The following is a 24,484-nucleotide window of genomic DNA, read 5'->3' as shown; positions in this document are numbered from 1 at the left end:
CTTGCCCTATGCCGGCATGAAAGCCATGCCTGCTCCCCCTGATCCCTGCAGGAGGCCGTCAGCGAAACAGATAGAATCCGGCGGCGGTGAGGACGATGAAAACGACGAGGGAGCCGAAGAAGCCGGCACCGCCAAAGAAGCCGGCGGCCATCGCGATCAGGAGGACGACCATCACCATGGTTACCCACTTCGTGAGCGCGAGGAAGAGATTGTAGGTCTTCTCGTGCTCCGCATAGTCCATGGAGGCGCCGGTTTCGACCGGACCGCTGCTGTTGTTGTCCATTCGTCGTCTCCCTTGTTCGGCGCCCGCGAACTCGGCCGCAGCACCGTTGAAACCACTCCGATCAGCCTGCATCGCGCGATTCTGCGGCAGCCGATCCACTGGTTTTGGCCTTACACAAAGCCGCCATAAAGCGCAATGGCACCTTGTGGCGCAGGCGTACGTGCCGGGGGATCTCAGTTCGTCAGCACGGTGCCGTTCATGTGCGCAATACGCGCCGTCGGGATGATCGTCAGCGGCGGCATGCCGCGCAGGGGCGAACGGTCGAACATCAGCCTGCGCTCGTAAGGCTGCGATTCGTAGATCGGGAAACGGCGGAGCAGTTTGGCCCCGATCTCGCGCGTCCGCGAGGCAAGCAGCGTCAGGTCGAAGCCGTACATGTCCGTGAATGTCGGCGGCACCACGGTGTCGGCATAGAAATAGCGCCGGTAGAAAGCCGCATGCGCCGGACGGATATGCTGAAGCATGCGATCCGCATTGAAGTAGATCGCCGCCATGATCGTGGGCCTGACGGTAAGGAAGGGAAGAGCCGACCGCTCCACGTCCAGTTCCGGATCGATTGCCAGCCGCGCCGGATCGATGAGCGTCATACCGGCGTCGAGGAAAGCGTTTACAGCGTCCGGAAACACGCCCGAGGATTGGCTGACCCGATGCGTGGGCGTGACGTAGTGCACCCGGATCGTGCTGACCAGCTCTTCGTGCAGATAGACGCCGAAGACATAGGCGTGGTCATCGAAATCGAGCTCGTCCAACATGCTGCTTGCGGACAACGGAAGGACACCTCTCTCCCGATAGGATTTGTATCGAAGGCGTGCAATGTCCTCGAAATCCTCTCGGCTTTCGATGCGGCGATACTCAACGGCATCAAGCACAGAAAGAAGTCTGTCCGGATATTCCGTGGTGGCAACGGCTTTACTGAAACGCATTCGGCGATCTCCTGAGGTTAACGAGACGTTAACCCGAGATGCCGCTTTGGTGACCTTCAGTGGTCGAATCGGGACATATTTTTTGGAAAAGATGGTTAAGAGCGGCCCCAGTCCGGAAGAACCGAGCACTTAGGTCGCCGGTTCGATCCGCCTGCGGACCGGTGGGTGGCCACCACTCCGCAGCATACCGGCCGCCACATCTGCCTCGACGGGCGGAGAGTACACGTAACCTTGAATGAAATCGGCAAAGCGATTGTCGCTGATAAGCTGAAGCTGATCACGTGTTTCCACACCCTCGATCACGATGCGCAGCCCGAGGTCGCGAGACAGGTCGGTGATGCCGCGAAGGAGCTTGATCCGCTGTGGATCCAGCGTGATGTCCCGAATGAACGCACGATCCACCTTCACGATGTCCAGAGGCAGAGACGTCAGATAGCTGAGGCTTGAGAAGCCCGTGCCGAAATCGTCGATCGCGATCGTGACACCTTTCACCCTCAGTTGATGAAGGACGTTTCGTATCGCCACCGGATCATCGATGAAGCAACTCTCGGTCACTTCGAGGTGGAGGCGGGTCGGCGGCAGGCCGGTCCGCGCCAGGATGGCAAGCACGTCATCCACGATACCGGGTGTCCGCAAGTCGTGAACAGAAAGGTTCACCGAAACGCCAACCGACTGCTCCCATCCGCCACAGTCCCGGCAGGCTTGCTCCAGGACGAACCGGGTGATGCCGGAAATGATCCCCATCTCTTCGGCCATCGGGATGAACACGTTGGGTGCGATCATTCCTTTGTCCGGATGCCTCCACCGAACCAGCGCCTCCATGCATTCTATGCTGCTGCCGTCGACGGAATACATCGGCTGGTAGACGACCTGCAGGGCGTTCTGCGCCGCCGCCTCCCGGAGATCCACGCGCAGTTTCTGCTCCTCGACATAGCGGGCGTCCATCTCCGGCCGGAAGAACCCCAGCGAGCCATTGCCTTTCAGTTGGGCTGCGCTCAGCGCCAGATCCGCCTTGATCAGCCACGTTTCGATGTCGAACTCTCCGGCCGGTGCGATGACGCAGCCCGCGTTGAGAGCGACCGATATTCGCAGGTTCGGAAGCTGGTATGCCTGCTGGACTTCGTCGTGCACGTCCTGGACACGTGCCTCCAGACGCTCTCGGTCCTGTGCCGTCAGCAGAAGCGTGAACTCGTCCCCAATAAGCCGCCCGGCGAGCAGGTCCGGACCGACCTTGGTCTTGAGCCTGGATGCGACCGCCGACAGCAGCCGGTCGCCGACCACATGCCCGCGCAGATCGTTGACGTGCTTGAAACCCTCAACGTCAAGAACAAGAAGCGCTGCAAGCGTCTCCGGCGGCCGTCCCTTCAGCTCGGCCGAGGCCATCGCCGCAAAATGTGCCTTGTTGGGAAGTCCCGTAAGGGCATCGAAACGCACCATGTGCAGGATCTTTGCGTCAGCGGCCACACGACCGCTGACGTCCTCGAAGATAAGCACAACGCCGCCATCCTGCCGCCGGCTGGCGGAAAACTCGACGTGAACCCCCTCCCGCAGCTCGAAAATGGTGCGGTCGACGGTACCGGAGAGCAGTTGCCTCGCTTCATCGACCACCCTTGTCGGCCGATAACCGCTATGGGCCTCCAGGGCCCCGATCAGGTGCAGCCCCTTGATCTCCGCCGCGTCCGATAGACCGAGAAGGTCGCAGGCCCGACGGTTGGCCACTTCGATCCGTCCCTGGCTGTCCAGCATGATGAGGCCATGGGCAATGGTCGTCAGCGCAAGATCCAGCTGATTGGCGATGAGCCGTATCTTCCTGGCCGCCAGCACATTCTCATAGAGAAACTCCCGCACGCCGTTGGCCATGGAGCGCGTGGTGAGCCCGAACGGGATCAACAGCAGCGACATCAAGACCAGATGCAGATCGCCGCTGGCGACGCAGGCGAGCACGATGGGAACGCAGCATCCGAGAGTCTGGAAATCGACGGCATATCGCGAACCGTAGTTTCGGCCGACGATCGACATCATCGAGCCCATCGTCATCGCAATGCAGGTGAAGGCGACGAAGCTGTCCTTCAGGACGAGCATGCCAAAACCGCTGGTCGTACCGAGCAGGAGAGCGGTAAGCGTTGCCCCGAAGACATAGCGCCGCTCCCACCGGGCAATGTCGCCGTCGGTCAGGGATGCCTTGTCGACCCTGTCGAACCTCAGGAAGTCGGAGAAACGAAATGCGAAGACCAGCGGGAAACCGGCGGCGGCATAGAGATAGAACTGCGAGCCCGTGTAGCTATAAACGATAGCGCACCAGATGACGTGTACCACCACGCCGGTAATCAGCGTTCCGCGATTTCCGAACAGCGAACTGACGAACGACAGATAGACATCCGTCGGCAGCGTCGTCGCTTCTTCCGCTTTCATCCGGCTAGGCCCCTGTTGCAACGCCACCTTCGCTGAAACGATTTAACTTACCGTGGATCGCTCTGTGCCCCCCTTCGGATTGATGGGTTTTTCCCGCAGGTTGATTAATAGTTGTCAAATCGATCGTAGCAGGATTCCGCTATTCCCACCACCTTCCGCCTTGTTCCCGACAGGGATCGGCTGTGTCGGCTTTTCGCCGCTCCCGCCATCGCATCGCGCGCGCAATTTGATTGCGTCCCTAGGGCGGAAACCCTTCGAATCAAGAGGATTGCGGGCGGCGGGCGATTGATTTTTACATCTCCAGCAAATAGAGGTCGCGCACTAACAACGGAACCCGGCCCTTGGCCAGAAATGGCGGTGACGGCCGAGAGGTTCGACAGGAGGGGAATATGACTGCGCTGCTCGCGCTCAGTCGCGCGATCGATGCCGTGACGACGGCCGTCGGAAAATCCGTCTCGTGGCTGCTGCTGGCGGCCGTCCTGATCAGCACCGGCAACGCCATCCTGCGCAAGACGCTGGACATGTCGTCAAACGCCTGGCTGGAAATCCAGTGGTACCTCTTCGGCACCGTCTTCATGCTGGCCGCCGCCTACGCGCTCTTGAAGAACGAGCATGTCCGCATCGACATCGTCTCCTCCAACTGGAGCAAGCGGACGCGCGACATCATCGATCTCGTGCTGCACGTCATCTTCCTCGTCCCCTTCGCCGCCCTGATGTCCTATCTGGCCTGGCCGTGGTTCTGGCTCTCCTACAGATCCGGCGAAGTCTCGTCGAATGCCGGCGGCCTCATCATCTGGCCGGCGAAGCTGGTGGTGCTTCTGGGCTTCCTGCTTCTCCTGCTGCAGGCCTTTTCCGAAATCATCAAGCGCTACGCCGTCGTCACCGGCCGGATCGAGGATCCGAGGCACGACACGGCCGGCGAGATGCCGCCTGCCGCGACGGAGGTCTGACGCGTGATCGACTTCATTGCCCATAATCTTCCGCTGGTGATGTTCTCCAGCGTCATGCTGATGCTGCTGCTCGGCTACCCGGTGGCCTTCACGCTGGCGGCCGGCGGCCTCATCTACTTCGTGGTAGGCGTCGAGCTTTCGGCCATCTCGCCGGAAATCCGCCTCTTCTGGCCGCTGCTGCAATCGCATCCGGAACGCATCTACGGCATCATGTACAATGATACGCTGCTGGCGATCCCGTTCTTCACCTTCATGGGGATCATCCTGGAGCGATCGCGCATGGCGGAAGACCTGCTCGACACGATCGGCCAGCTCTTCGGCCCGGTCCGCGGCGGCCTCGCCTATGCCGTCATCCTGGTCGGGGCGCTTCTGGGGGCAACGACGGGCGTCGTGGCTGCCTCGGTCATGGCCATGGGCCTCATCTCGCTGCCGATCATGATGCGCTACGGCTATAACCGGCCCCTGGTTGCCGGCACCATCGCCGCCTCCGGCACGCTCGCCCAGATCGTCCCGCCGTCTCTGGTGCTGATCGTCATGGCAGACCAGCTCGGCCGTTCCGTCGGCGACATGTATGTCGGCGCGCTCTATCCGGCGCTGCTGATCGTCGGGGCTTACTGCCTCTACATCTTCGCGGTTTCGATGGTGAAGCCGCAATGGGCTCCGGCCCTGCCCCTGGAGGCTCGCACCCTGGGCAATGGCGTGACCTCGCTCGTCGTCATGCTGGCCGTCTCGGTAGCCCTCTACTACCTCGGCATGTACGTGCTGTTCACCGGCATCGAGTCGCCCGAATGGCAGCTCGTTGCAGCCATGACCTTCGCCGTTGTCGTGGTCTACGCCGTTGCCCTCATCAACAGCCGGATCGAGAAGAAGATCATCTCCCGTCTGGCGGAACAGGTGATCATCGTCCTCATCCCGCCGCTGGCCCTGATCTTCCTCGTGCTCGGCACCATCTTCCTCGGCATCGCTACGCCAACAGAAGGCGGCGCCATGGGCGCTACGGGCGCGCTGATCCTCGCTCTCGCCAAGGGCCGGCTCAGCTTCGCCACGGTGAAGAACGCGCTGGACGCAACGACGAAGCTCTCCGCATTCGTGATGATGATCCTGATCGGCGCGCGCGTCTTCGGCCTCACCTTCTACGGCATCAACGGCAATGTCTGGATCGAGGAACTGCTGCTGGCGCTTCCGGGAGGCGAAACCGGCTTCCTGATCGTGGTGACGATCATCGTCTTCATCCTCGGCTGCTTCCTCGACTTCTTCGAGATCGCCTTCATCATGGTGCCGCTGCTCGCCCCGGTGGCGGAAGCGCATGGGATCGATCTCGTCTGGTTCGGCATCATCCTCGGCATCAACCTGCAGACGTCGTTCCTGACCCCGCCCTTCGGCTTCTCGCTGTTCTTCCTGCGCTCCATCGCGCCGATCGCGCCATGGCTGGACAAGGTGACCGGCAAGACCATGCCTGCCATGAAGACGACGGAAATCTACAAGGGCGTCTTCCCCTATATCGTCATCCAGTTCCTGATGATCCTCGTGGTGATCTTCTTCCCCGGACTGGTGATGCACTACAAGACGGAGCATCCCACGGCCGATCCGGCCAACATCCAGATCGACATTCCCGGCTTCGGCGGACAGGGCGGCAGCCTCGGCCTGCCCCCGATCGGCGGGCAGGGAGGCGGTGGAGCGGGCGCGGCGCCCTCCATGGGCCTGCCGCCGCTCAATCTCGGTGGCGAACAGCCGCCCTCGGGCACAGCGCCTGCGGCTCCGCCCGCCCTGGGCCTGCCACCGCTGCAGGGCCTGCCGGGGCAGCAGGCACCGCAGCCGCCGGCGCAACAGCCGGCGCAGCCCGACCTGAGCCAGCCGCCGCCAATCAATCAATAGGACGGCTGGAATGAACGGACCCCCGAAAGTCGGACACCGACTTCGGGGGTTTTCTCTTGGCTAACAGGCAGGCCAATAAAAAAGCCCGGGCGCAAGGCCCGGGCTGCCGGATCGGAAACGGCGCCCGATCAGAGCTTGCCGTTGCGCTGCTGGATCATCATGAAGGTGTCGTAGGTATATTCCGACAGTTGCATCCAGAGATAGCCCTCGCGCTTGAAGGCGACCTGGTCTTCATAGATCTTCTTGAACCACTCGTTGGATCCGGAGATCTCGGCATAGACTTCCTGCGCTGCATTGAAGCAGGCTTCCAGGATTTCCTGGCTGAACGGACGCAGGATCGCGCCCTCTGCCACCAGTTGCTTGATGGCAGCCGGGTTCTTCATGTCGTACTTCGCCATCATGTTCGTATTGGCGAAGGCGCAAGCATCGGTGAGCGCCGCCTGGTAGGTCTTCGGCAGCTCGTTCCACTTGTCCAGGTTCATGAAGGAGTGGATGATCAGCCCGCCTTCCCAGAAGGCCGGATAATAGTAGTACTTGGCGACCTTGTGGAAACCGAGCTTCTGGTCGTCGTACGGACCGATCCACTCGGCCGCGTCGATCGTACCCTTTTCGAGCGCCGGATAGATGTCGCCGCCGGCGATCTGCTGGGGAACGGCTCCAAGCTTTTCCATAACGCGCCCGGCAATACCGGCGATACGCATCTTGACGCCCTTGAAGTCGTCGACGGTATTGATCTCCTTGCGGAACCAGCCGCCCATCTGCGCACCGGTATTGCCCGACGGAATGCTGTAGACATTGTGGGTGGCGTAGAACTCGTTCAGCAGCTTGTTGCCGTTGCCCTGGTAGAACCACGCATTGCTGAGACGGGCGTTGAGGCCGAACGGGATGGCACTGCCGATCGCGAAAGTCGGGTCCTTGCCGACGAAGTAGTAGGAGCAGGTGTGGGCCATTTCCACGGTTCCGGCACTGACGGCATCGAGCGCCTGCAAGCCCGGAACGATTTCGCCCGCAGCGAACGGCTGGATCGTGAAGTTGCCGTCCGTCGCTTCGGAGACGTGACGGGCGATGTCCTCGGCGCCGCCATAGATCGTGTCGAGCGACTTCGGGAAGGAAGACGTGAGACGCCAGGTGACCTTCGGGTTTTGCTGTGCGATGGCCGGAGCGGCGAGCGTGGTCGCAGTTGCGGCGCCGGCGCCTGTCACAGCGGCTTTCTTGAAGAATGAACGACGATCCATGTAATACCTCCCGATATGGATAACTGCGGGAGTTGCGGTGGCCCTCCCCCGGTCGGCGCGAAGAAATCATGTCGCCCGGTCGCGCGCAAGCTTCCTGGATATTATTCATTGGTCTTGGTTCATGTTCTTCATGAGAAATTTCAGCACCCTGAAGACTGCCATGAGGCATGGGATTTGAAATGCGGCGGGGTCGCGCCATTGGGCGGTTTACGTGATCGCTAAAGCTTGACAGCAGCCCGCGCTGAGCCCCAGAAATCGCTCACCTGCGGAGATAAGATATGTCCAAGCCGATCATTGCCCTGCCCGCCGACATCCGAGAGTTCGATGGCGCCGTCTGGCATGCAACGCCCAATCAGTACGTCAAGGCGGCCCTGAAGGTGGCGGACGTGATGACCTTCATCATTCCGGCCTTCGAGGAAGGAAACGACACGGATGCAATCCTCGACCGGGTGGACGGCCTTCTCGTCTCCGGTTCCGCCACCAACGTACACCCGTCGCTCTACGGGAAAGAGGCAACCGACGCCGACGGCCCCTTCGACATCGCCCGCGATGCGACGTCGCTGCCGCTCATCCGGCGCGCCATCGAACGGGGAATACCCCTGCTCGCCATCTGCCGGGGACTTCAGGAACTGAACGTGGCGCTCGGCGGAACACTGGCGAGCGAGATCCAGGACCAGCCTGGCATGTGGGACCACCGCAAGCCGAACGTGCCGGAGCGCGACCACATGTATGCGATCCGCCAGCCCGTCTTCGTCCGCGAGGGCACCTGCATCGCCCGCTACCTGGGGCTTTCGGGCGAAGTGCAGATCAACTCGCTGCACCGGCAGGCGATCGCCGAGACGGCGCCGCGCCTGGCCGTCGAGGCCACTGCGGAAGACGGCACGATCGAGGCTGTCTCGGTGATCGATGCCAAGGGCTTCGCCGTCGGCGTGCAGTGGCACCCGGAATACTGGGCGGAGACGGATGCTCCCTCCCGCGCCCTCTTCGAGGCGTTCGGCGACGCGGTTCGCGCCTATGCGGCCTCGAAAGCACCGGCGGCGGCGGCACCGAAGTCCCTCGCCGCCGTCCGTTGATCCAGGGCCCGGCTAACGGTCAGCCCCGCACCGGGGTTTCCGGCACCGGCGTGATGACCTTTTTCTCCCGGAACCAGCCGACGAGATTGGCGACGACGAGATCGGCCATGGCGTTGCGCGTGGGCACGGATGCCGACGCTACATGCGGCAGCAGGCTGACATTGTCGAATTCGAGCAGCGCCGGCGGAACGTTCGGCTCGTCGTAGAAGACGTCGAGGCCGGCAGCGGCGATCGTCTTGTTGCGCAGAGCGGCGGCGAGAGCCTCCTCGTCGACGCTGGTGCCGCGTCCGACATTGATGAAGACCCCGTTCGGGCCGAGCGCCGAGAAGATTTCCGCCGTGAATATCTTGTGAGTCGCGGCTGTCCCTGGGACGATGGAAATCAACGTATCCACCTCCTGCGCCATCGCCTTCAAGGAAGGATAATAGGTGTAATCCAGTCCCTCCCTGCGCGTGCGGGTGTGATAGCCGATGCGCACCTTGAAAGGCTCCAGCCGCTTGGCGATCTCAAGCCCGATGCGGCCGAGGCCGAGGATGCCGACCGTGCGCCCCTTCAGTGAGAGCGGCGTCAGCGGGAACGGTCCCTCGCTCTTCCAGCGGCCCTCGCGCAGGTAGGTTTCGGCGCGCGGCAGCCTGCGGACGGTGTTGAGCAGCAGCGCGATGGTGGTGTCGGCCACCTCGTCGTTCAGGACGTCGGGCGTATGGGTGACGATGATCCCGCGCTCCACGGCCTTCTTCGTGTCGATGCCGTCATATCCGACGCCGAAATTGGAGACGATCTGCAGGTTCGGGAGAGCATCGACCCAGCTGTTGTCCAGCAGGCCGGAAACGGCAACGCCGCGGATGCGCTCCCGCAGGCCCGGATCGATCTCTGTCGCCGGCCCCATCGGCACCGCGACGACCTCGAAATCCTCCTTCAGGCGTTCGAGTACCCTGGGATGAATGCGTCCCGGGACCAGCACGGCAACGGAGTGATCGGACATGGTGTCTCCTCGTAGGTTTTTCAGCTTCGGGGTCTGTAGATGCCGGTCGATTGGCGGATGCGCATCTCCGGCTTGATGAGATGGATGCCGTCTGGCTCATGACTTCCGGCAAGGCGGTCCAGCAGCGCGCGCGCCGCAAGGCGGCCCACCTCGCTCTGACCGTTCCAGACGGTGGTCAGCGCCGGGGTGGCGATCGAAGCCTCCTCCAGGTCGTCGTAGCCGGTGACGGAGATATCCTGGCCGGGCACCAGGCCGGCCCGGGCGATGCCGTTCATCAGGCCGATGGCGACGAGATCGTTCCAGCAGACGGCGGCGGTTGGCTTCTGCGGCAGCGAGAGGAAGTGTACGGCTGCCTCGAAGCCGCCTTGCTTCGAGCGCGGCCCGGGAATGCGAAGTTCCGGATCGACCTCGATGCCCGCCTTGCGCAGCGCATTCACATAGCCCTGGTAGCGGTCGCGGCCGGTGGATGTCTGGTCCGTGCCGCCGATCATCGCGATCACTCGGTGGCCGAGGCCGATCAGGTGGTTGGTGGCGAGCGAAATGCCATAGCTGTCGTCGCCGCGATACATGGGAAGGCTCACCCCCTCCATCGAACGGGCCACCAGGATGGCCGGCATGCCGTTCGCCTCGGCCAGCTTGACATCCTCTACCGGCGTGCCGATGGCGGGCGACATGATGACCCCGTCGCCGCCGAGTTGCAGCAGCGTCTCGATGAACGTCCGCTGCTTTTCCACGGAGTCGTAGTGGTTGGACAGGATGAAGGTCTGGCCGCTGCGGTCGAGTTCGCTTTCGATCGCCTTCAGGATTTCACCGTAGAAGGGGTTCATGATGTCGTGGACGACGACGCCGACGATGCCAGAACGCGAGGTCCTGAGGCTGGCGGCGCGGCGGTTGTAGATATAGCCCAGCGCCCGCGCCTGCTCCTTGATCTTCTCGCGCGTCTCGACCGCCACCAGCGGGCTGTCGCGCAGTGCAAGGGAGATGGTGGCGGTGGACAGGCCGAGGCTTTCGGCAATGGTCGACAGCTTGATCTTCTGAGCCACGTCCCCTCCGGCCTGGCAGCACCGGCTCCTCGGCCGATTTAAATTCTTTAAATAGTTGAACGGGATTTCGCAACCGGCTGCTAAAGGCCGGCCCCGGAATTTGAATCCGGTGCAGCTCTTTCATTGAGATTGTCGTCCATCGCGCGCAGAAGACGCAGCAACTGCCTCACCTCCTTGTCGGAGAAATCGCTGAGCGCCCGCCGGCTGCATTCCGCCACGCTCCTGCTGATCCGCTCGACGCTGGCATGGCCGCTCTCGGTCAGGAACACCTTGGTGAGCCGCCCGTCCGTCCCGTCCTCGCGACGCTGGAGGAAGCCCTGCGCTTCCATGCGGCCGACCGTGCGGGTCATCGTCGGCGCCTTCACCCCAAGGCGGGCCGCAAGCTCGCCAGCGGTCAGCCCATCCTCCTCGGCAAGCGCCAGAACCACGCCGTCCTGGCCGGCATAGAGGCCGCTTTCGGCAAGGCTGCGGCTGAGCGCGGTGCGCATCGAACGCGCTGCCTGCGTGACGGCATTGGCGATATCCGCCGACGAAAGACCCTCCAGATCCTTTTTCTTGCCGCCCTTGCCCTTCTTGCCGCCCTTCTTCTTGCTCATCGCGCCTTTCCGTCTTTGTGCGGGAGCGAGCATGACGATATGCTTGCAGCCCTATCCATAGCGAAACAGGAAATCGACCGCCAGATGCCCATGCCAAAGCCACGTTTCGACGACAACGACCCGTCGCTGTCGCCGACCGACCGAAGGGACTGGATCGCCGTCCTGCCGCTCGGCACCCATGAACAGCATGGACCGCACCTGCCCTTCGAGACCGATACGCTCATCGCGACAGGGATCGTCGACCGGCTGATCGAGACCCTGCCCCCTCACCTTCCGGTCACGTTTCTTCCCGTCGAACCCGTCGGCTATTCCATCGAACACATGGATGTGCCCGGGACCAGGACGCTGGCATTCGACGAGGCGGTGGACCGCTGGCTCGGCATCGCAGGACAGCTGCAGCGGCAGGGCATCCGCAAGCTCGTGATGCTGAACGCTCATGGCGGCAACTCGCCGCTGATGACGATCGTCGCGACCGAAGCCCGGGTACGCTTTGACATGCTGGCCGTTGCGACCAGCTGGACCCGCTTCGGGCTGCCGGAGGGCCTGATCGCGCCGGAAGACAAGGCGATCGACATCCACGGCGGCGACATCGAGACGTCGGTAATGCTGGCCCTGCATCCCGACCGGGTGGACATGGCGCGGGCGGAAGCCTTCACCTCCCGGCAAACGGAGTTCGCGACGCGCTTCCGGCACCTTCGCGCCTACGGCCCGCACGCCTTCGGCTGGAAGATGTCCGACCTGAACCGCAACGGAGTGGCCGGCAACGCCGCCGCAGCGACGGCGGAAAAGGGAGAGGCGATCCTGGCGCACGCGGTGAAGGGGCTGGTGGAACTGCTGGAGGATGTGGCGAAGTTCGATGCGGGGGAACTGGGGTAGAACGATTGCTGTCGGCTACACGGAGGTATACATTCCCGCTACACACGCGCCTGCCACCCACGCGGAGTCTGTACGATGACTTTGAAGATCCGAAACGAAGAAGCCGATACCCTGGCGCGGGAGCTGGCTGAACTCGATGGCACGACGGTCACGGATGCCGTAGTCGCTGCTCTCCGTGAGGCAATCGCGAGCCGCCTGAAGCAGGAGACTCCTCGCGAGACCGCCCAGCGGATACTCGCTAGACGCGGTCTGTCCTTCAAACCGAACCGAGCCCCTCTTCCGCCGGAGGCCTTCCACGATCTCGACCACCATTTGGCCTCCGACTGATGTTCCTCGATGCTTGCGCGATCGTGTCGCTCATGGCGGGTGAGGAGACCGCTGAAGCATATGAACGCGCGCTGATGTCGGCAGCCGCGCCCTTCACCTCCGCGCTCGCCGCATGGGAAGCAATTATAATTCTATCTCGTCCGGACCAGTTGGAGTTACCCGGAGGCAGAAGGTGCGGTGGTTGAATGGCTGGAAGACCGCCGCATCGAGCTACGGGACATCGGCTCTCCTCGTCAGATCCTGCATCACGCCGTCGCGGTTGCGGAGAGCCATGGCATCGGCCGTCGCTACTTGAGCAACTTCGACTGTTTCCACTACGCCTGCGCAAAGGTGGCGGGGCAACCGATCCTGACCACGGATCTCCTGCTACGCGAGACAGACATCGATACCAAGCCGTGACGATGGTCCCGCCGTCACCTTATAACATTCAAAACCCTTTGAACTGCTTCCGCCTTGCCCTTATATCAGGCCAACACCTTTGCGCGCCACTGCGGCGCAGGCCTATCCTTCGAGGTTCTCCATGACCGACACGACCACCGCCAAGCCCGTTCCCGTTACCGTTCTCACCGGCTATCTCGGCGCCGGCAAGACGACGCTCCTGAACCGCATCCTCTCCGAGAGCCACGGCAAGAAATATGCGGTCATCGTCAACGAGTTCGGCGAGATCGGCATCGATAACGACCTGATCGTGGAATCCGACGAGGAAATCTACGAGATGAACAACGGCTGCGTCTGCTGCACGGTGCGCGGCGACCTGATCCGCGTCGTGGAAGGCCTGATGCGCCGTCCCGGCCGCTTCGACGGCATCATCGTCGAAACCACCGGTCTTGCCGATCCGGTGCCGGTGGCGCAGACCTTCTTCATGGACGACGACGTGCGGGCGAAGACGGAGCTCGATGCCGTGGTCGCGCTCGTCGACGCCAAGCACCTGCCGCTGAGGCTCAAGGACAGCCGCGAGGCCGAGGACCAGATCGCCTTTGCCGATGTCGTGGTCATCAACAAGACCGACCTCGTGACGCCGGAGGAGCTGGCGCAGGTGGAGGACGTTGTGCGGGCGATCAATCCCGGCGCACGCATCTACAAGACGAGCCGCTCCGGCGTCGATCTTGCCAAGGTCCTGAACCAGGGCGCCTTCAACCTGGAGCGCGCGCTGGAGAACGATCCGCAATTCCTGGAGCATGGTCACGAGGATCATGTCTGCGGCCCGGATTGCGACCATGACCACGGTCATCATCACGGCCACGACCATCATCACCACGATCATGATCATGATCATCACCATCATCACGATCATGACCACGGCCATGACCACCACCATCACGCCCCCTCGCCGATCCACGACGTGACGGTGAAGTCGATCTCGCTGCGCGGCGGCGAGATGAACCCCGACCGCTTCTTCCCCTGGATCCAGAAGATCACCCAGACGGATGGTCCGAATATCCTGCGCCTCAAGGGTATCATCGCGTTCAAGGGTGACGAGGAGCGCTATGTCGTCCAAGGTGTTCACATGATCGTCGAGGGCGATCACCAGCGCCCTTGGAAGGATGGCGAGAAGCGCGAAAGCCGCCTCGTCTTCATCGGCCGCGACCTCGACGTCGAGAAGATCGAGAAGAGCTTCAAGGCCTGCGAGGCGACGCCAGCCTGATGCCGACCGTCGCTCCGCTTGATCTCGAAGGCCATGTCGTCGCCACGCACTTCCTGGGCGAGATTCCCCTCTTCGCCACCGCAGCCGGCACCATTCATCGTCTCGATGGCGGAGAAAAGGTGACAGAAGCGCATGAGGGCCTGCTCACCTGCATTCGCGACGCCTACAGCGCCACCCTCCTTACCGGCGGTGAGGACGGCAAGGTCCTGCGCATCGCCCATGACGGCAGCGTGACTCAGCTGGCAGAAGCGCCGCGCAAGTGGATCAACGTCGTCGCCGGCGGGCCGCAGGGCGCCGTGGCCTATGCTCATGGCCGCACAAGCTTCGTCCGGCTCTCGGATGGCTCGACAAGGGAGTTCTCCGAAGAGCGAACGGTGGAAGGCGTTGCCTTCGCCCCGAAGGGCCTGCGGATCGCCGTGGCGCGGTACAATGGCGTCACCCTGCACTGGGTCGGCACCAATGGTGCGCCTGTCGATCTCGACTGGAAGGGTGCCCACACCGGCGTGACCTTCTCCCCCGACGGCCGCTTCCTCGTTACCACCATGCAGGAGAACGCGCTGCATGGCTGGAAGCTCGACGGCAAGCCGGGCGAGGCACGGCATATGCGCATGACGGGCTATCCCGCCAAGGTGAAGTCCTTGTCTTGGTCGGTGAAGGGCAAGTGGCTCGCCTCCTCGGGCGCACCGGCCGCGATCGTCTGGCCCTTCTCCTCCAAGGACGGCCCGATGGGCAAGGCGCCCCTGGAACTCGGCACCCGTGCCAACATCATGGTGACCCAGGTCGCCTTCCATCCGGCGGAGGAAGTTCTGGCGATCGGCTTCGTCGACGGCATGATCCTCGGGGTGCGGATTGCGGACGGCAAGGAGGCGCTGCTTCGCCGCCCCGGCAAGGGTGCCATCACCGGCATGAGTTGGAGCGCGACCGGCAAGCTCCTCGCCTTCTCGTCCGAGGCGGGCGACTGCGGCGTCATCGACATCTCGGCCTGAGCCCGTGCTTCCCTGGACGCTGATCGATACGGCGAAAGTACCGGGCGGCGGCGACGAGCTTCGCCTCAAGCGGCGCGGCTCGGAATTCTCCATCATGCTCGGCACGAACGAGCTGATGAACAGCCGGCTCAGCGGTTCGGAGGAAGCACTCGCACGCCTGTCCATCGACAAGATCCGCGATCGCCGGCGGCCCGTCATCCTGATCGGCGGCCTCGGCATGGGCTTTACTCTGCGCGCCGCCCTCGCCGAACTTCCGCAGGATGCGCGTGTCGTCGTTGCGGAACTTGTGCCCGCAGTGATCCGCTGGGCGAAGAACGAGATGGCGGAGGTTTTCCACGGCTGCCTGGAGGACCCTCGCGTGACGATCGTGGAGGCGGATGTCGGGGAACTGATCCGTCGCGAGAAGGCTGCCTACGACGCCATTCTGCTCGATGTCGACAATGGACCGGAAGCGCTGACGCGTGAAGAGAACGACCGCATCTATGACACCGGTGGGCTGGGAGCGGCCAAAGCTGCGCTGAAGCCTGGCGGCGTGCTTTCCGTCTGGTCTTCTGCTCCGGATTCCCGCTTCACGCGCCGGATGCAATCGGCGGGGTTCGCGGTTGAGGAAAATCCGACGCGTGCCAGCACCAAGGGACGCGGCGCCAAGCACATGATCTGGCTCGCGAGCAAGAGGACCGGGTGACAGTTCACGGGGCTTCCTGGCAGCAGGAAGAACCGCGCCGGAGAATCCGCGACGGTATGGGAATGGGCAGGCAGTCGGTATCGAGGGTATTGGTTTGTCAGGCTTGACTGCCTGCCCGGTCGCTTTCGGCTTTCCCGAAGATCCGGAGGAGAGGTGTCAGTTCTCTTTCCGGAGCTTCGGGTGGGGACCAGCCTGACGCCGCCCGCCACCGTCTGCAACCATCATCGGGCGCCGGGTGCTTCCGGGGGAGGCAACCGGTTCGCGAACCCGGCCCCTGCCCGATGACCGCTTCAGGATAGGGCCAGCCGGGATGGCGGGGATGAAGGGGGAAGAACTGCGAGACGGGCCCGTTGAAACACCAGCGGAATTTCTCGCCCGCGCAACATCATTGCTCACATCAGGCGGAGCGGACGGCACCAATGATCTGGGCCAGCAAGCCATGCAGGTCGTCGCGATAGCCGGTACGTGCCGAGGGTGAGTTCTCGTCCGACGTCATCACCACGGTGAGCCCGAGCGACGGCACGATGTAGAGCATCTGCCCGCCATAACCCCAGCCGAACTTCACCTCCTCGCCGCCGATCGTGCGCAGGAACCAGCCGTAGCCATAGCCGTCGCCGGAAAAGCGCGAGTTGGTGCGCAGCGTCCAAGATTGCCGGATCCAGTCCGCAGAGACGATCCGCGTGCCGTCCTTCGCACGGCCGCCGTTGCGATAGACCTCGCCGAAGGCAAGCAGCGAGGCTGCCGTCATCGCCATCTGGTTGCCGCCGAGATAGATACCCTGCGGATCCTGCTCCCAGGAGCCGATGCGGAAGCCCTCCACCGGCGCAAACCACTCCCGCGCCAGCGCCAGCGTCGACTTGCGCCCGACACGGGTGAGGATGGCCGAAAGAAGGTGGGTCGAGGCGGTCGAATAGAGCATCGCCCCACCAGGCTCTCCGTCGAAGGGTTCCGAGAGCGCGAACCGGACCCAGTTGCGGCTCGAGACCCAGCGGCCGTAGTTGGGCCCGGACATGCGCGCCAGCCCGGCCTGCATGGAGAGGAGGTTGCCGATGGTCACGTCCCGAAGACGCGGATCCGGATCACGCGGCAGTTCGCTTTCGAGGATCGGCGTGATCTTCTGGTCGGGCCCCTGCAGCAGGCCCTTGTCTATGGCGATACCGACCATGGCCGAGATGATCGACTTGGACGCCGACTTGATGTTGGTCGAGGCATTGATCGAGTGCCCGTTGAAGGCGCGCTCGGCAAGCATTTCCCCCTCTCTCGAAACCAGCACCACCTTGAGCGGCTCGAGCCCGCGCACGCCATCGAGGACGCTGCCAAGCGACGGGCGCCGCGAGGGCGGTTGCGGCACGGCCTGCGCCAATACGTGAGGGGCAGCGAGAGCGAGCGGAAGGGCAGAAATCAGGGTGCGTCTTCTGATCATGGCGTCAATCTAGTGCGTTGTGGGTCCTGAACTATGGCCGCACCGCCGATTCACGCCAAGGTGAAGGCGCGTGAAGGCAGACAACTGCGGCTCCTAGAGCTCGGCCTTTGCAAAGATCTCGCTGATCCAGTCGAGGAAGACCCGCACGCGCGGCGAGAGCTGCCGGTTCTGCGGATAGAGAGCCGAAAGCGGCGTTCGCGCCGGTAGGAAATCCGCCAGCACCTCTACGAGTTCGCCCCTCTCGATGAAAGGCCGAAGGCGGTGGCGCGGCGCCTGGATCAGGCCGAAGCCACGGCAGGCGAGGTCCACGATCGTGTCGGAATTGTTGACCCGCACGCGCGTCGGCAGCGTAATCTCGCGGATCTGCCCGTTGATGGTGAACTCCAGCGGCAGGACCTGCCCGGTACGCGAGGAGATGAAGCCAATCGCCTCGTGCCCCTCCAGCGCTTCCGGTGTTTCGGGCATGCCATGGGCCTCTATATAGGCGGGGCTGGCGCAGGTCAGTTCCGTGATCGAGCCGAGCCTCCGCATGATCAGCGAACTGTCGGAGATTTCGCCGGCGCGGATGACGCAGTCGACGCCCTCGCGGATTAGGTCGACATACCGATCCGTCTGGCCAATCTGCAGTTCCAAGGCCGGGTAGCGGTCGAGGAACTCGCGAAGATGCGGAAGAAGGAATGTCTGCGTCAGCATCGGGTGGGCGTCCACCCGCAGGACCCCTTGCGGCTTTGCCTCCCGGAAAATCGTCTCCGCCTCCGCCATCTCGGCGAGGATAGACAGGCAGCGCTGGTAGAAGGCACGGCCGTCAAGGGTGACGGCGACGTGCCGGGTCGTCCGTTCCAGGAGGCGCGCCCCGAGATCCGCTTCCAGCGCCTTGATCGCCGCCGTCGCGGTGGACCGTGCAAGCCCGAGATCGGCAGCGGCTGCGGCGAAGCTGCCGCGCTCCACCACCCGCACAAAGAGCTCCATGCGCGTCAGGCGATCCATAGCCATTGTTCAGCACGGATGAATTTTCATGTCAATTCGCGTTCATTGTTCTTCGGACGCTACTTCGTATCTTGGGGAGGAACGAAAGGAGACATGCCATGACCGACACAGAACACCGCGTAGCGATCGTCACCGGAGCCTCCAAGGGCATTGGCCGGGCTGCTGCGATCCGCCTTGCAGCCGACGGTTTTGCAGTGATCGTCAACTATTCCTCAAGCCCGGCCGCCGCCGACGAGGTGGTCGCCGAGATTGAAGCGGCTGGCGGCAAGGCGCTCGCCGTGCAGGCGGACGTCAGCACATCGGCTGGCATCGCCGCGCTGTTCGACGCTGCGGAACAGCATTTCGGCGGCACCGACGTCCTCATCAACAATGCCGGGGTCATGACGCTCATCCCGTTGACGGAGATGGATGATGCAACCTTCGAGCGGCACATTGCCGTCAACCTCACCGGTACCTTCTACGGTATCCGCGAGGCAGGCCGCCGGCTGCGCGACGGGGGCCGCATCATCAACTTCTCCTCCAGCGTCATCGGGGCATACGGCCCGCGCTACGGCGGATACGCGGCGAGCAAGGGCGGCGTCGAGGCAATGACCCACGTCGCTTCGAAGGAGCTCGGAAGCCGGGGCATTACGGTCAATGCCGTCGCGCCGGGGCCGGTTGAAACCGAGATGTTCATGCATGGCAAATCGGAAGAGCGGGTGCAGAGCATCGTTCGAGGCATTCCACTCGGACGGCTCGGCCAGCCGGAGGATATCGCCGCGGTCGTATCCTTCCTCGCAAGCCCCGAAGGCGGATGGGTCAACGGCCAGGTGCTCCGCGCCAATGGCGGCATGCTGTGACGTAACGAGACAGCGAAAGGAGAAAACCCATGCCATTCGTCAACATCAAGACCCCGGAAGGCGCGCTGACGCGGGCCCAGAAGGAGGAGATCGTGCACCGGACGACCGACCTGCTGGTCGGTTACTTCAGCGAAGCGGCACGACCGCATACCATGGTGCTGATCGAGGAGGTCAAGGATGGCGGTTATGGCCGCGCCGACGAGATCTACGTCGTCCCCGACGCTTACCGCGCACGTGAAGCAGAGTAAGCGCCCAAAGCTGGTGCCGCCCGGCGGCGTTGCCGCCGGGATCCGGCGATGGCTGTTCCCCGAATTGTTCAGGCACCGCCCGGGCAGCCCTTCGTGAAGTTCGGGAAAATCTGAAACCTTAGACCCTTTCGAAGGTTGTGGTGCCCTGCACGCTGCGTGAGTGCGCGCACATGAACCGAAGGAGAAGCCTGTGAAAGCCCTGGTCTGGCACGGAAAAGAGGACATCCGCTGCGACACGGTTTCAGATCCCGAGATCGAGGACGCTCGCGACGCGATCATCAAGGTGACCAGTTGCGCCATATGCGGTTCCGATCTGCACCTCTTCCACAATTTCATTCCGGCAATGGAACCGGGAGACATCATGGGCCACGAGATGATGGGCGAGGTCGTGGAAGTGGGCTCCGGCATCAACGGCGCCCTCAAGAAGGGCGACCGGATCGTGGTGCCCTTCACCATTCTCTGCGGTGAATGCGACCAGTGCAAACGGGGGAACTTCTCCGTCTGCGAACGGTCCAACCGCAACAAGGACATGGCCGACAAGGTCTTCGGCCACACGACGGCAGGGCTGTTTGGCTACACGCACCTGACGGGAGGCTATCCCGGCGGGCAGGCGGAGTATCTGCGCGTGCCCTTTGCCGACAAAACCCATATCAAGGTGCCCGACAGCCTGACCGACGAGCAGGCCCTGTTCCTCGGCGATATCTTCCCCACCGGCTGGCAGGCGGCAGTCCACTGCGATATCGAACCGACCGACACGGTGGCGATCTGGGGCTGCGGCCCCGTCGGGCAGATGGCGATCCGCAGCGCCGTCCTTCTTGGCGCCAGGCAGGTCGTGGCGATCGACTGCATTCCCGAGCGGCTTTCCATGGCCGAAGCGGGTGGTGCGATCACCATCAATTTTGAGACGGAAAGCGTGGTGGAGCGCCTGAACGAGCTCACCTCAGGCAAGGGCCCGGAAAAGTGCATAGACGCGGTCGGGCTGGAATCCCATGTCTCCATGGGTCAGCCGGATACGCTTCTCGACCGCGCCAAGCAGATGGTGATGCTGGAGAGCGACCGGCCGCATGTGTTGCGTGAGATGATCTATGTCTGCCGCCCCGGTGGCATCATCTCGATTGCCGGCGTCTATGGCGGGCTTGTCGACAAGATCCCGATGGGGCCTGCGATGAACAAGGGCCTCACCTTCCGCATGGGCCAGACCCACGTCAATCGCTGGACCGACGACCTCGTCCGCCGAATCGAGGAAGGTCAGATCGATCCCTCCTTCGTCATCACCCATACGGCAGCGCTCGAGGACGGGCCGGACATGTACAAGGTCTTCCGCAACAAGCAGGACGGCTGCGTCAAGGTCGTGCTGAAGACTTAAGGATTGGAGAACACTAATGAACCATATCGCCAACGCCATACAGCGGCCGGACAATCCAAGGGTGATCGAGACGGGCCCGAGCTCCCTCTCCGACACCGATCGCCTTGCCCGCAATCTCGGTTGGTTCAGCATCGGCCTCGGCATTGCCGAACTGGTCGCCGCGCGCAGCATCAGCCGCGCCATCGGCATGGAAGGATCCGAAAACCTGATCCGGGCCTTCGGCGTCCGGGAGATCGCCAGCGGCATGCTAACGCTCTCGTTGGATAAGAAAGCCGGCCTTTATAGCCGGGTTGCGGGCGATGCCCTGGACCTTGCTGTCCTGAGCACCGCCCTGAAGGACGACAATCCCAAGCGGGGGAATGCGGCGCTCGCCTTCGCCATGGTTGCCGGAGTGACCCTGCTCGACGTCGCCGCCGCACTCGGGACCCGGCAGCAAAGCAAGCGGGACGAGGGCGAAGCATGGGACTACAGCGATCGCAGCGGCTTTCCGCAGGGTGTCGATGCCGCACGACGCGAGGCACGACAGGAGAAGGACGGGCACCCCGTGAAGGCTCTTCTGCCTTCTCCCCAATCATCGACGCCCCAGCATCGCATCTAGGCGACCTGCGGCCCGCTCCCCCCGAGCGGGCCTCGCCTCGCTCAGAACCGGTAGGTGACGCCCGCGCCGATCAGCCACGGATCGATCTTCGCCTTGCCACTCAGCGGACCCAGCGTGTCGTGGTCGACCGACCAGTCGGTCTCGAGGAAAATCTTCTTCACGTCGAAGTTCACGCCCCAGTGCTCGTCGAGCATGTAGTCGAAGCCGACCTGCAGGGCGACACCGAGATTGTTCTCGACGTCGAGATTGCTGAACCCGCCCCGTTCGCTCTGGTTGTAGAACATCGAGTAGTTCACGCCCGCGCCGACATAGGGCTTGAAGGCGCCGAAGTCGGTGAAGTGGTATTGCAACGTCAGTGTCGGCGGCAGCAGCCAGGCCCGCCCGACCGGAACCCCGACAGCCCCATCTTCTTTGATATCGGCAAAGGTAGTGCCGAGGATGAGTTCGGCCGCGAAGTTGTCGGTGAAGTAGTAGGTGATGTCGAGTTCAGGGATCAGCGAGTCGGAATAGGAAAGGCCCGAACCGGCAAGGCCGCCGACCGAACCAGCGTCTTCGGTGATGACGCCGACGCCGCGCACGCGGATCTGCCAGGGGCTCGGCGCTGCGGGCACGTCCGCCACGGGGGCTTCGGCGACCGGCGTGAGATCGGCCGCGCCCGCTGCGGTCACTCCGAGCATGACGAGACCTGCTATCAGCCCGCCGAAGCGAATGCTGTTCTTGTTCATGAACCTCTCCTGAATCATAGAAACGATATGACGAGGGAGGTCTATCCCTTTGACGCATCGATCACTTGAGCGAGATCAACCGCACCTGACGGATCGCAAGGCACAGACGCAAAAGCCTGATTTTCGCCAGATTATCCCCCTCCGGCCGGCAAGCGGTGGCCGGCCGGAGCGGGAGACGCGGCTTGCCCCCGGAAGCGCCCTGCGCAGCAAAGCCGGATCTCGATATGTCAGGCCAGCTTGCGTCCGCTCGCGACGATCATGCCCGCGGCACCATCGAGCCAGCCGGGCTTCAGTTCCAGCGCCAGAAAGCGGTCGCGCGCGAAGGGATCGGGCATGACGAGATGCCGGGTCTTCTCGGCCACGAAACCGAAGCGTTCGTAGTAGGCGGCGTCGCCCACCAGCAGGATGGCGCCGTGGCCGCGTTTGGCGGCTTCGGCGATCGCCGCACGCATCAGCGCGCCGCCGATGCCGCGGCCTTCCTGCGTGCAGTCGACGGCGAGCGGCCCCAGAAGCAGCGCCTCGATCGGGTTTCCCTGCTGGCTGATCCCCGCCTCGACATTCCACAACCGTACCGTACCGATGACATGACCCGTCTCGTCGCGGGCGACAAGTGCAAGGCCTTCGGCCGGCAAGCGGCCGCGGCGGATCTTCTCCGACGACTTTTTCCGGCGCTTAGGCCCCATGACGCGGTCGAGCAGGTTTTCGCGCGCGACGACATCCGCCGGCGTTTCGGTATCGATCGTGTAGGTGGTGGTCGGCGCAAAGAATGCGCGCACAGTGTCAAGAACAGCGGCCATGGCGGCCTCCCGTACCCAATACCGTTTATCAGCGGCGATGAAAGGAATTGTGAATTTGCCGCCCCGGCTGGTTACGGGGACGGCGGTGTCGGGCCTCAGATGACGTAGCTCTTCAGCGGGTCGAAGCCGTTGAAGGCAACCGCCGAATAGGTCGTCGTATAGGCACCCGTGCCTTCGATCAGAACCTCGTCGCCGATCGTGAGGGACACGGGCAGCGGATACATGTTCTTCTCGTAGAGCACGTCGGCCGAGTCGCAGGTCGGGCCGGCGAGCACGCAAGGCTCCATGTCGTCGGCATCACGCTCGGTGCGGATCGGGTAGCGGATCGCCTCGTCCATCGTCTCGGCGAGACCGCCGAACTTGCCGATGTCGAGGAAGACCCAGCGGTGGTTGTCGTTGTCGGACTTCTTCGACACGAGCACCACTTCAGCCTTGATCACACCCGCATTGCCGACCATGCCGCGGCCCGGCTCGATGATCGTCTTCGGCAGGTTGTTGCCGAAGTGCGACCGGAGCGCCGCGAAGATAGCCTGACCATAAGCTTCCGCCGACGGGATGTCGCGCAGGTATTTGGTCGGGAAGCCACCGCCCATGTTGACCATCTGCAGGTGGATCCCCTGCTTGGCCAGTTGGGCGAAGACGCGCTTGGCATCGGCAAGTGCGGAATCCCAGGCATCGACCTTCATCATCTGCGAGCCGACATGGAAGGACACACCGTAGGACTCAAGGCCTAGCTGGTGCGCATAGACCAGCACGTCGACAGCCATCTGCGGCACGCAACCGAACTTGCGCGACAGCGGCCATTCGGCGCCTTCGCCGTCGGTCAGGACGCGGCAGAACACCTTCGCGCCGGGAGCGGCACGGGAAATCTTCTCCACTTCCTCATGGCTGTCGACGGCGAAGAGCCCGATGCCGAGCGCATGCGCGCGGGCGATATCGCGTTCCTTCTTGATCGTGTTGCCATAGGAGATGCGGTCCGGCGTGGCACCCGCGTCGAGGGCCATCTGGATCTCGGCGACCGATGCGCAGTCGAAGCTGGAGCCGAGCGAGGCGAGCAGCTTCAGGATTTCCGGCGCCGGGTTTGCCTTGACGGCATAGTAGATCGCGCTGTCCGGCAGGGCGTGGCGGAATGCGTGGAAATTGTCGCGCACGACATCGAGGTCGACGACGAGGCAGGGGCCATCGGGGCGTCGGGTCTTGATGAAATCGAGAATACGAGCGGTGGTCATCTTGCAGTCCCTCAAATTCCAAGCTCCGGCGGACCGGAGGACAAAGGGCGGATGAGTGTATGCGATGGCGCCAGCCGGTGGAGACCCCGACGCCGCTACACGCTCATACGCGCAAACAATGGACCGCGCCCTGCCACGGGCAAAGATCCGGCTTTGTCTGCCATGGATTGGAGGGATGAACCCGCCGCACTTCCGGCAATGATGGTGTGCCTCTTCAGTGACCCCGGCTGATGGAAAGCCGGAAGAGAACCAGAAAGGCCCGCACCGTCGTTGCTTCAAGATGTCCTCGCATTTCCCGGTTGGCCGGAATAGCGACTGGAGGGGTTAGTTCCAGGTACCTTACCGATAACCTCACCTTAGGGACGGATCCCAGTTCGAGGG

General features: G+C 63.2%; 26 protein-coding genes. 14 read left to right on the top strand and 12 right to left on the bottom strand.

All coding sequences use genetic code 11. From position 1 onward, the window contains the following. Window positions 1-58: 58 nt before the first annotated feature. From RTCK_RS11425 to RTCK_RS11415, 3 genes are all read right to left on the bottom strand, one after another. Entirely contained in the window at window positions 59-283 is a 225-nt protein-coding gene (locus RTCK_RS11425; RefSeq protein WP_142519760.1) for an aa3-type cytochrome c oxidase subunit IV, read from the bottom strand. Window positions 284-456: 173 nt separating this feature from the next. Beyond that, entirely contained in the window at window positions 457-1,206 is a 750-nt protein-coding gene (locus RTCK_RS11420; protein WP_142592890.1) for an N-acyl amino acid synthase FeeM domain-containing protein, read from the bottom strand. A gap of 129 nt (window positions 1,207-1,335) precedes the next feature. Continuing rightward, window positions 1,336-3,618: a putative bifunctional diguanylate cyclase/phosphodiesterase gene (locus RTCK_RS11415; RefSeq protein ID WP_142592889.1), complete on the bottom strand. Its 2,283-nt coding sequence runs from the start codon at window positions 3,616-3,618 to the stop codon at window positions 1,336-1,338. A gap of 389 nt (window positions 3,619-4,007) precedes the next feature. Between RTCK_RS11415 and RTCK_RS11410 the strand changes: the two genes are divergently transcribed. Together RTCK_RS11410 and RTCK_RS11405 are read left to right on the top strand one after the other, a co-directional pair. Next, window positions 4,008-4,568 carry a TRAP transporter small permease subunit gene (locus tag RTCK_RS11410; protein ID WP_142519757.1) on the top strand — a complete coding sequence of 187 codons (561 nt, stop codon included), beginning with the start codon at window positions 4,008-4,010 and terminating at the stop codon, window positions 4,566-4,568. 3 nt (window positions 4,569-4,571) lie between these two features. Then, window positions 4,572-6,443 (top strand): TRAP transporter large permease, encoded by a 1,872-nt coding sequence (locus RTCK_RS11405; protein ID WP_142592888.1) that lies wholly within the window; start codon window positions 4,572-4,574, stop codon window positions 6,441-6,443. Window positions 6,444-6,571: 128 nt separating this feature from the next. Here the strand turns inward: RTCK_RS11405 and RTCK_RS11400 are convergent, their stop codons facing one another. After that, window positions 6,572-7,678 (bottom strand): TRAP transporter substrate-binding protein, encoded by a 1,107-nt coding sequence (locus RTCK_RS11400; protein ID WP_142519755.1) that lies wholly within the window; start codon window positions 7,676-7,678, stop codon window positions 6,572-6,574. 278 nt (window positions 7,679-7,956) lie between these two features. Here RTCK_RS11400 and RTCK_RS11395 point away from each other — a divergent pair, with 278 nt between their 5' ends. Further along, window positions 7,957-8,751, top strand: a complete 795-nt coding sequence (locus tag RTCK_RS11395; RefSeq protein ID WP_142592887.1) for a gamma-glutamyl-gamma-aminobutyrate hydrolase family protein — start codon at window positions 7,957-7,959, stop codon at window positions 8,749-8,751. 19 nt (window positions 8,752-8,770) lie between these two features. Here the strand turns inward: RTCK_RS11395 and RTCK_RS11390 are convergent, their stop codons facing one another. From RTCK_RS11390 to RTCK_RS11380, 3 genes are all read right to left on the bottom strand, one after another. Further along, a complete protein-coding gene (locus RTCK_RS11390; protein WP_142592886.1) occupies window positions 8,771-9,733 on the bottom strand; it encodes a 2-hydroxyacid dehydrogenase in 963 nt (320 codons plus the stop codon). Window positions 9,734-9,753: 20 nt separating this feature from the next. Continuing rightward, window positions 9,754-10,776 (bottom strand): LacI family DNA-binding transcriptional regulator, encoded by a 1,023-nt coding sequence (locus RTCK_RS11385; RefSeq protein WP_142592885.1) that lies wholly within the window; start codon window positions 10,774-10,776, stop codon window positions 9,754-9,756. Between the two features lie 80 nt (window positions 10,777-10,856). Continuing rightward, a complete protein-coding gene (locus RTCK_RS11380) occupies window positions 10,857-11,405 on the bottom strand; it encodes a MarR family winged helix-turn-helix transcriptional regulator (protein WP_408004531.1) in 549 nt (182 codons plus the stop codon). Between the two features lie 51 nt (window positions 11,406-11,456). Here RTCK_RS11380 and RTCK_RS11375 point away from each other — a divergent pair, with 51 nt between their 5' ends. The 7 genes from RTCK_RS11375 (at window position 11,457) to RTCK_RS11350 (ending at window position 15,891) form a co-directional block, all read left to right on the top strand. Then, window positions 11,457-12,248, top strand: a complete 792-nt coding sequence (locus tag RTCK_RS11375; RefSeq protein ID WP_185927992.1) for a creatininase family protein — start codon at window positions 11,457-11,459, stop codon at window positions 12,246-12,248. 75 nt (window positions 12,249-12,323) lie between these two features. Beyond that, window positions 12,324-12,575, top strand: a complete 252-nt coding sequence (locus RTCK_RS21015) for a type II toxin-antitoxin system VapB family antitoxin (RefSeq protein ID WP_142519750.1) — start codon at window positions 12,324-12,326, stop codon at window positions 12,573-12,575. Beyond that, window positions 12,575-12,760, top strand: coding sequence for a type II toxin-antitoxin system VapC family toxin (locus RTCK_RS20900; RefSeq protein WP_328803948.1), 186 nt, complete (start codon window positions 12,575-12,577; stop codon window positions 12,758-12,760). The genes RTCK_RS21015 and RTCK_RS20900 overlap by 1 nt, the downstream gene beginning before the upstream one ends. Further along, the gene (locus RTCK_RS20895) at window positions 12,753-12,974 is read left to right on the top strand and encodes a type II toxin-antitoxin system VapC family toxin (RefSeq protein ID WP_235988672.1); all 222 of its coding nucleotides are present in this window, start codon (window positions 12,753-12,755) and stop codon (window positions 12,972-12,974) included. The genes RTCK_RS20900 and RTCK_RS20895 overlap by 8 nt, the downstream gene beginning before the upstream one ends. Before the next feature lie 121 nt (window positions 12,975-13,095). Continuing rightward, on the top strand, window positions 13,096-14,220 hold the full coding sequence (locus RTCK_RS11360; RefSeq protein WP_142592884.1) for a CobW family GTP-binding protein: 1,125 nt from the start codon (window positions 13,096-13,098) through the stop codon (window positions 14,218-14,220). Beyond that, entirely contained in the window at window positions 14,220-15,206 is a 987-nt protein-coding gene (locus RTCK_RS11355; protein WP_142592883.1) for a WD40 repeat domain-containing protein, read from the top strand. Before RTCK_RS11360 ends, RTCK_RS11355 begins: the two co-directional genes overlap by 1 nt. Window positions 15,207-15,210: 4 nt before the next feature. Beyond that, entirely contained in the window at window positions 15,211-15,891 is a 681-nt protein-coding gene (locus RTCK_RS11350) for a spermidine synthase (protein ID WP_142519746.1), read from the top strand. A 397-nt stretch (window positions 15,892-16,288) separates the two neighbouring features. On the opposite strand, the gene RTCK_RS11345 is transcribed toward RTCK_RS11350, so the two are convergent. Next, window positions 16,289-17,314: a serine hydrolase domain-containing protein gene (locus RTCK_RS11345; protein WP_142519745.1), complete on the bottom strand. Its 1,026-nt coding sequence runs from the start codon at window positions 17,312-17,314 to the stop codon at window positions 16,289-16,291. A gap of 93 nt (window positions 17,315-17,407) precedes the next feature. Then, complete coding sequence (locus RTCK_RS11340; protein WP_142522802.1) at window positions 17,408-18,301, bottom strand: LysR family transcriptional regulator; 894 nt, start codon at window positions 18,299-18,301, stop codon at window positions 17,408-17,410. A 98-nt stretch (window positions 18,302-18,399) separates the two neighbouring features. Between RTCK_RS11340 and RTCK_RS11335 the strand changes: the two genes are divergently transcribed. The 4 genes from RTCK_RS11335 (at window position 18,400) to RTCK_RS11320 (ending at window position 21,352) form a co-directional block, all read left to right on the top strand. Then, entirely contained in the window at window positions 18,400-19,140 is a 741-nt protein-coding gene (locus tag RTCK_RS11335) for an SDR family oxidoreductase (protein WP_142592882.1), read from the top strand. Between the two features lie 29 nt (window positions 19,141-19,169). Beyond that, window positions 19,170-19,388: a tautomerase family protein gene (locus RTCK_RS11330; protein ID WP_142519743.1), complete on the top strand. Its 219-nt coding sequence runs from the start codon at window positions 19,170-19,172 to the stop codon at window positions 19,386-19,388. Window positions 19,389-19,578: 190 nt separating this feature from the next. Beyond that, window positions 19,579-20,754, top strand: coding sequence for a zinc-dependent alcohol dehydrogenase (locus RTCK_RS11325; protein WP_142592881.1), 1,176 nt, complete (start codon window positions 19,579-19,581; stop codon window positions 20,752-20,754). A 16-nt stretch (window positions 20,755-20,770) separates the two neighbouring features. Further along, entirely contained in the window at window positions 20,771-21,352 is a 582-nt protein-coding gene (locus RTCK_RS11320; protein WP_185927991.1) for a hypothetical protein, read from the top strand. A 41-nt stretch (window positions 21,353-21,393) separates the two neighbouring features. Here the strand turns inward: RTCK_RS11320 and RTCK_RS11315 are convergent, their stop codons facing one another. The 3 genes from RTCK_RS11315 to odc2 form a co-directional block, all read right to left on the bottom strand. Beyond that, a complete protein-coding gene (locus RTCK_RS11315; RefSeq protein ID WP_142592880.1) occupies window positions 21,394-22,077 on the bottom strand; it encodes an OmpW/AlkL family protein in 684 nt (227 codons plus the stop codon). Between the two features lie 227 nt (window positions 22,078-22,304). Continuing rightward, on the bottom strand, window positions 22,305-22,874 hold the full coding sequence (locus RTCK_RS11310; protein WP_142592879.1) for a GNAT family N-acetyltransferase: 570 nt from the start codon (window positions 22,872-22,874) through the stop codon (window positions 22,305-22,307). Between the two features lie 95 nt (window positions 22,875-22,969). Next, entirely contained in the window at window positions 22,970-24,103 is a 1,134-nt protein-coding gene (gene odc2, locus RTCK_RS11305; protein ID WP_142592878.1) for an ornithine/lysine decarboxylase, read from the bottom strand. Window positions 24,104-24,484 lie beyond the last annotated feature (381 nt).

It is taken from the genome of Pseudorhizobium endolithicum, assembly GCF_902153245.2.
Lineage (GTDB): Bacteria > Pseudomonadota > Alphaproteobacteria > Rhizobiales > Rhizobiaceae > Neorhizobium > Neorhizobium endolithicum.
Note: the sequence above shows the minus strand (reverse complement) of the source record. Positions and strands in the feature narration are given on the sequence as shown.

Bases quoted from the DNA above. Each gene is read 5' to 3' on its own strand.
- RTCK_RS11420 (WP_142592890.1), bottom strand. From the start codon at position 1,206: ATGCGTTTCAGTAAAGCCGTTGCCACCACGGAATATCCGGACAGACTT.
- RTCK_RS11345 (WP_142519745.1), bottom strand. From the start codon at position 17,314: ATGATCAGAAGACGCACCCTGATTTCTGCCCTTCCGCTCGCTCTCGCT.
- RTCK_RS11335 (WP_142592882.1), top strand. From the start codon at position 18,400: ATGACCGACACAGAACACCGCGTAGCGATCGTCACCGGAGCCTCCAAG.
- RTCK_RS11360 (WP_142592884.1), top strand. From the start codon at position 13,096: ATGACCGACACGACCACCGCCAAGCCCGTTCCCGTTACCGTTCTCACC.
- RTCK_RS11355 (WP_142592883.1), top strand. From the start codon at position 14,220: ATGCCGACCGTCGCTCCGCTTGATCTCGAAGGCCATGTCGTCGCCACG.
- RTCK_RS11320 (WP_185927991.1), top strand. From the start codon at position 20,771: ATGAACCATATCGCCAACGCCATACAGCGGCCGGACAATCCAAGGGTG.
- RTCK_RS11340 (WP_142522802.1), bottom strand. From the start codon at position 18,301: ATGGATCGCCTGACGCGCATGGAGCTCTTTGTGCGGGTGGTGGAGCGC.
- RTCK_RS11400 (WP_142519755.1), bottom strand. From the start codon at position 7,678: ATGGATCGTCGTTCATTCTTCAAGAAAGCCGCTGTGACAGGCGCCGGC.
- RTCK_RS11330 (WP_142519743.1), top strand. From the start codon at position 19,170: ATGCCATTCGTCAACATCAAGACCCCGGAAGGCGCGCTGACGCGGGCC.
- RTCK_RS11410 (WP_142519757.1), top strand. From the start codon at position 4,008: ATGACTGCGCTGCTCGCGCTCAGTCGCGCGATCGATGCCGTGACGACG.
- RTCK_RS11415 (WP_142592889.1), bottom strand. From the start codon at position 3,618: ATGAAAGCGGAAGAAGCGACGACGCTGCCGACGGATGTCTATCTGTCG.
- RTCK_RS11375 (WP_185927992.1), top strand. From the start codon at position 11,457: ATGCCCATGCCAAAGCCACGTTTCGACGACAACGACCCGTCGCTGTCG.
- RTCK_RS11380 (WP_408004531.1), bottom strand. From the start codon at position 11,405: ATGCTCGCTCCCGCACAAAGACGGAAAGGCGCGATGAGCAAGAAGAAG.
- RTCK_RS11315 (WP_142592880.1), bottom strand. From the start codon at position 22,077: ATGAACAAGAACAGCATTCGCTTCGGCGGGCTGATAGCAGGTCTCGTC.
- odc2 (WP_142592878.1), bottom strand. From the start codon at position 24,103: ATGACCACCGCTCGTATTCTCGATTTCATCAAGACCCGACGCCCCGAT.
- RTCK_RS11395 (WP_142592887.1), top strand. From the start codon at position 7,957: ATGTCCAAGCCGATCATTGCCCTGCCCGCCGACATCCGAGAGTTCGAT.
- RTCK_RS11310 (WP_142592879.1), bottom strand. From the start codon at position 22,874: ATGGCCGCTGTTCTTGACACTGTGCGCGCATTCTTTGCGCCGACCACC.
- RTCK_RS11390 (WP_142592886.1), bottom strand. From the start codon at position 9,733: ATGTCCGATCACTCCGTTGCCGTGCTGGTCCCGGGACGCATTCATCCC.
- RTCK_RS20900 (WP_328803948.1), top strand. From the start codon at position 12,575: ATGTTCCTCGATGCTTGCGCGATCGTGTCGCTCATGGCGGGTGAGGAG.
- RTCK_RS11425 (WP_142519760.1), bottom strand. From the start codon at position 283: ATGGACAACAACAGCAGCGGTCCGGTCGAAACCGGCGCCTCCATGGAC.
- RTCK_RS21015 (WP_142519750.1), top strand. From the start codon at position 12,324: ATGACTTTGAAGATCCGAAACGAAGAAGCCGATACCCTGGCGCGGGAG.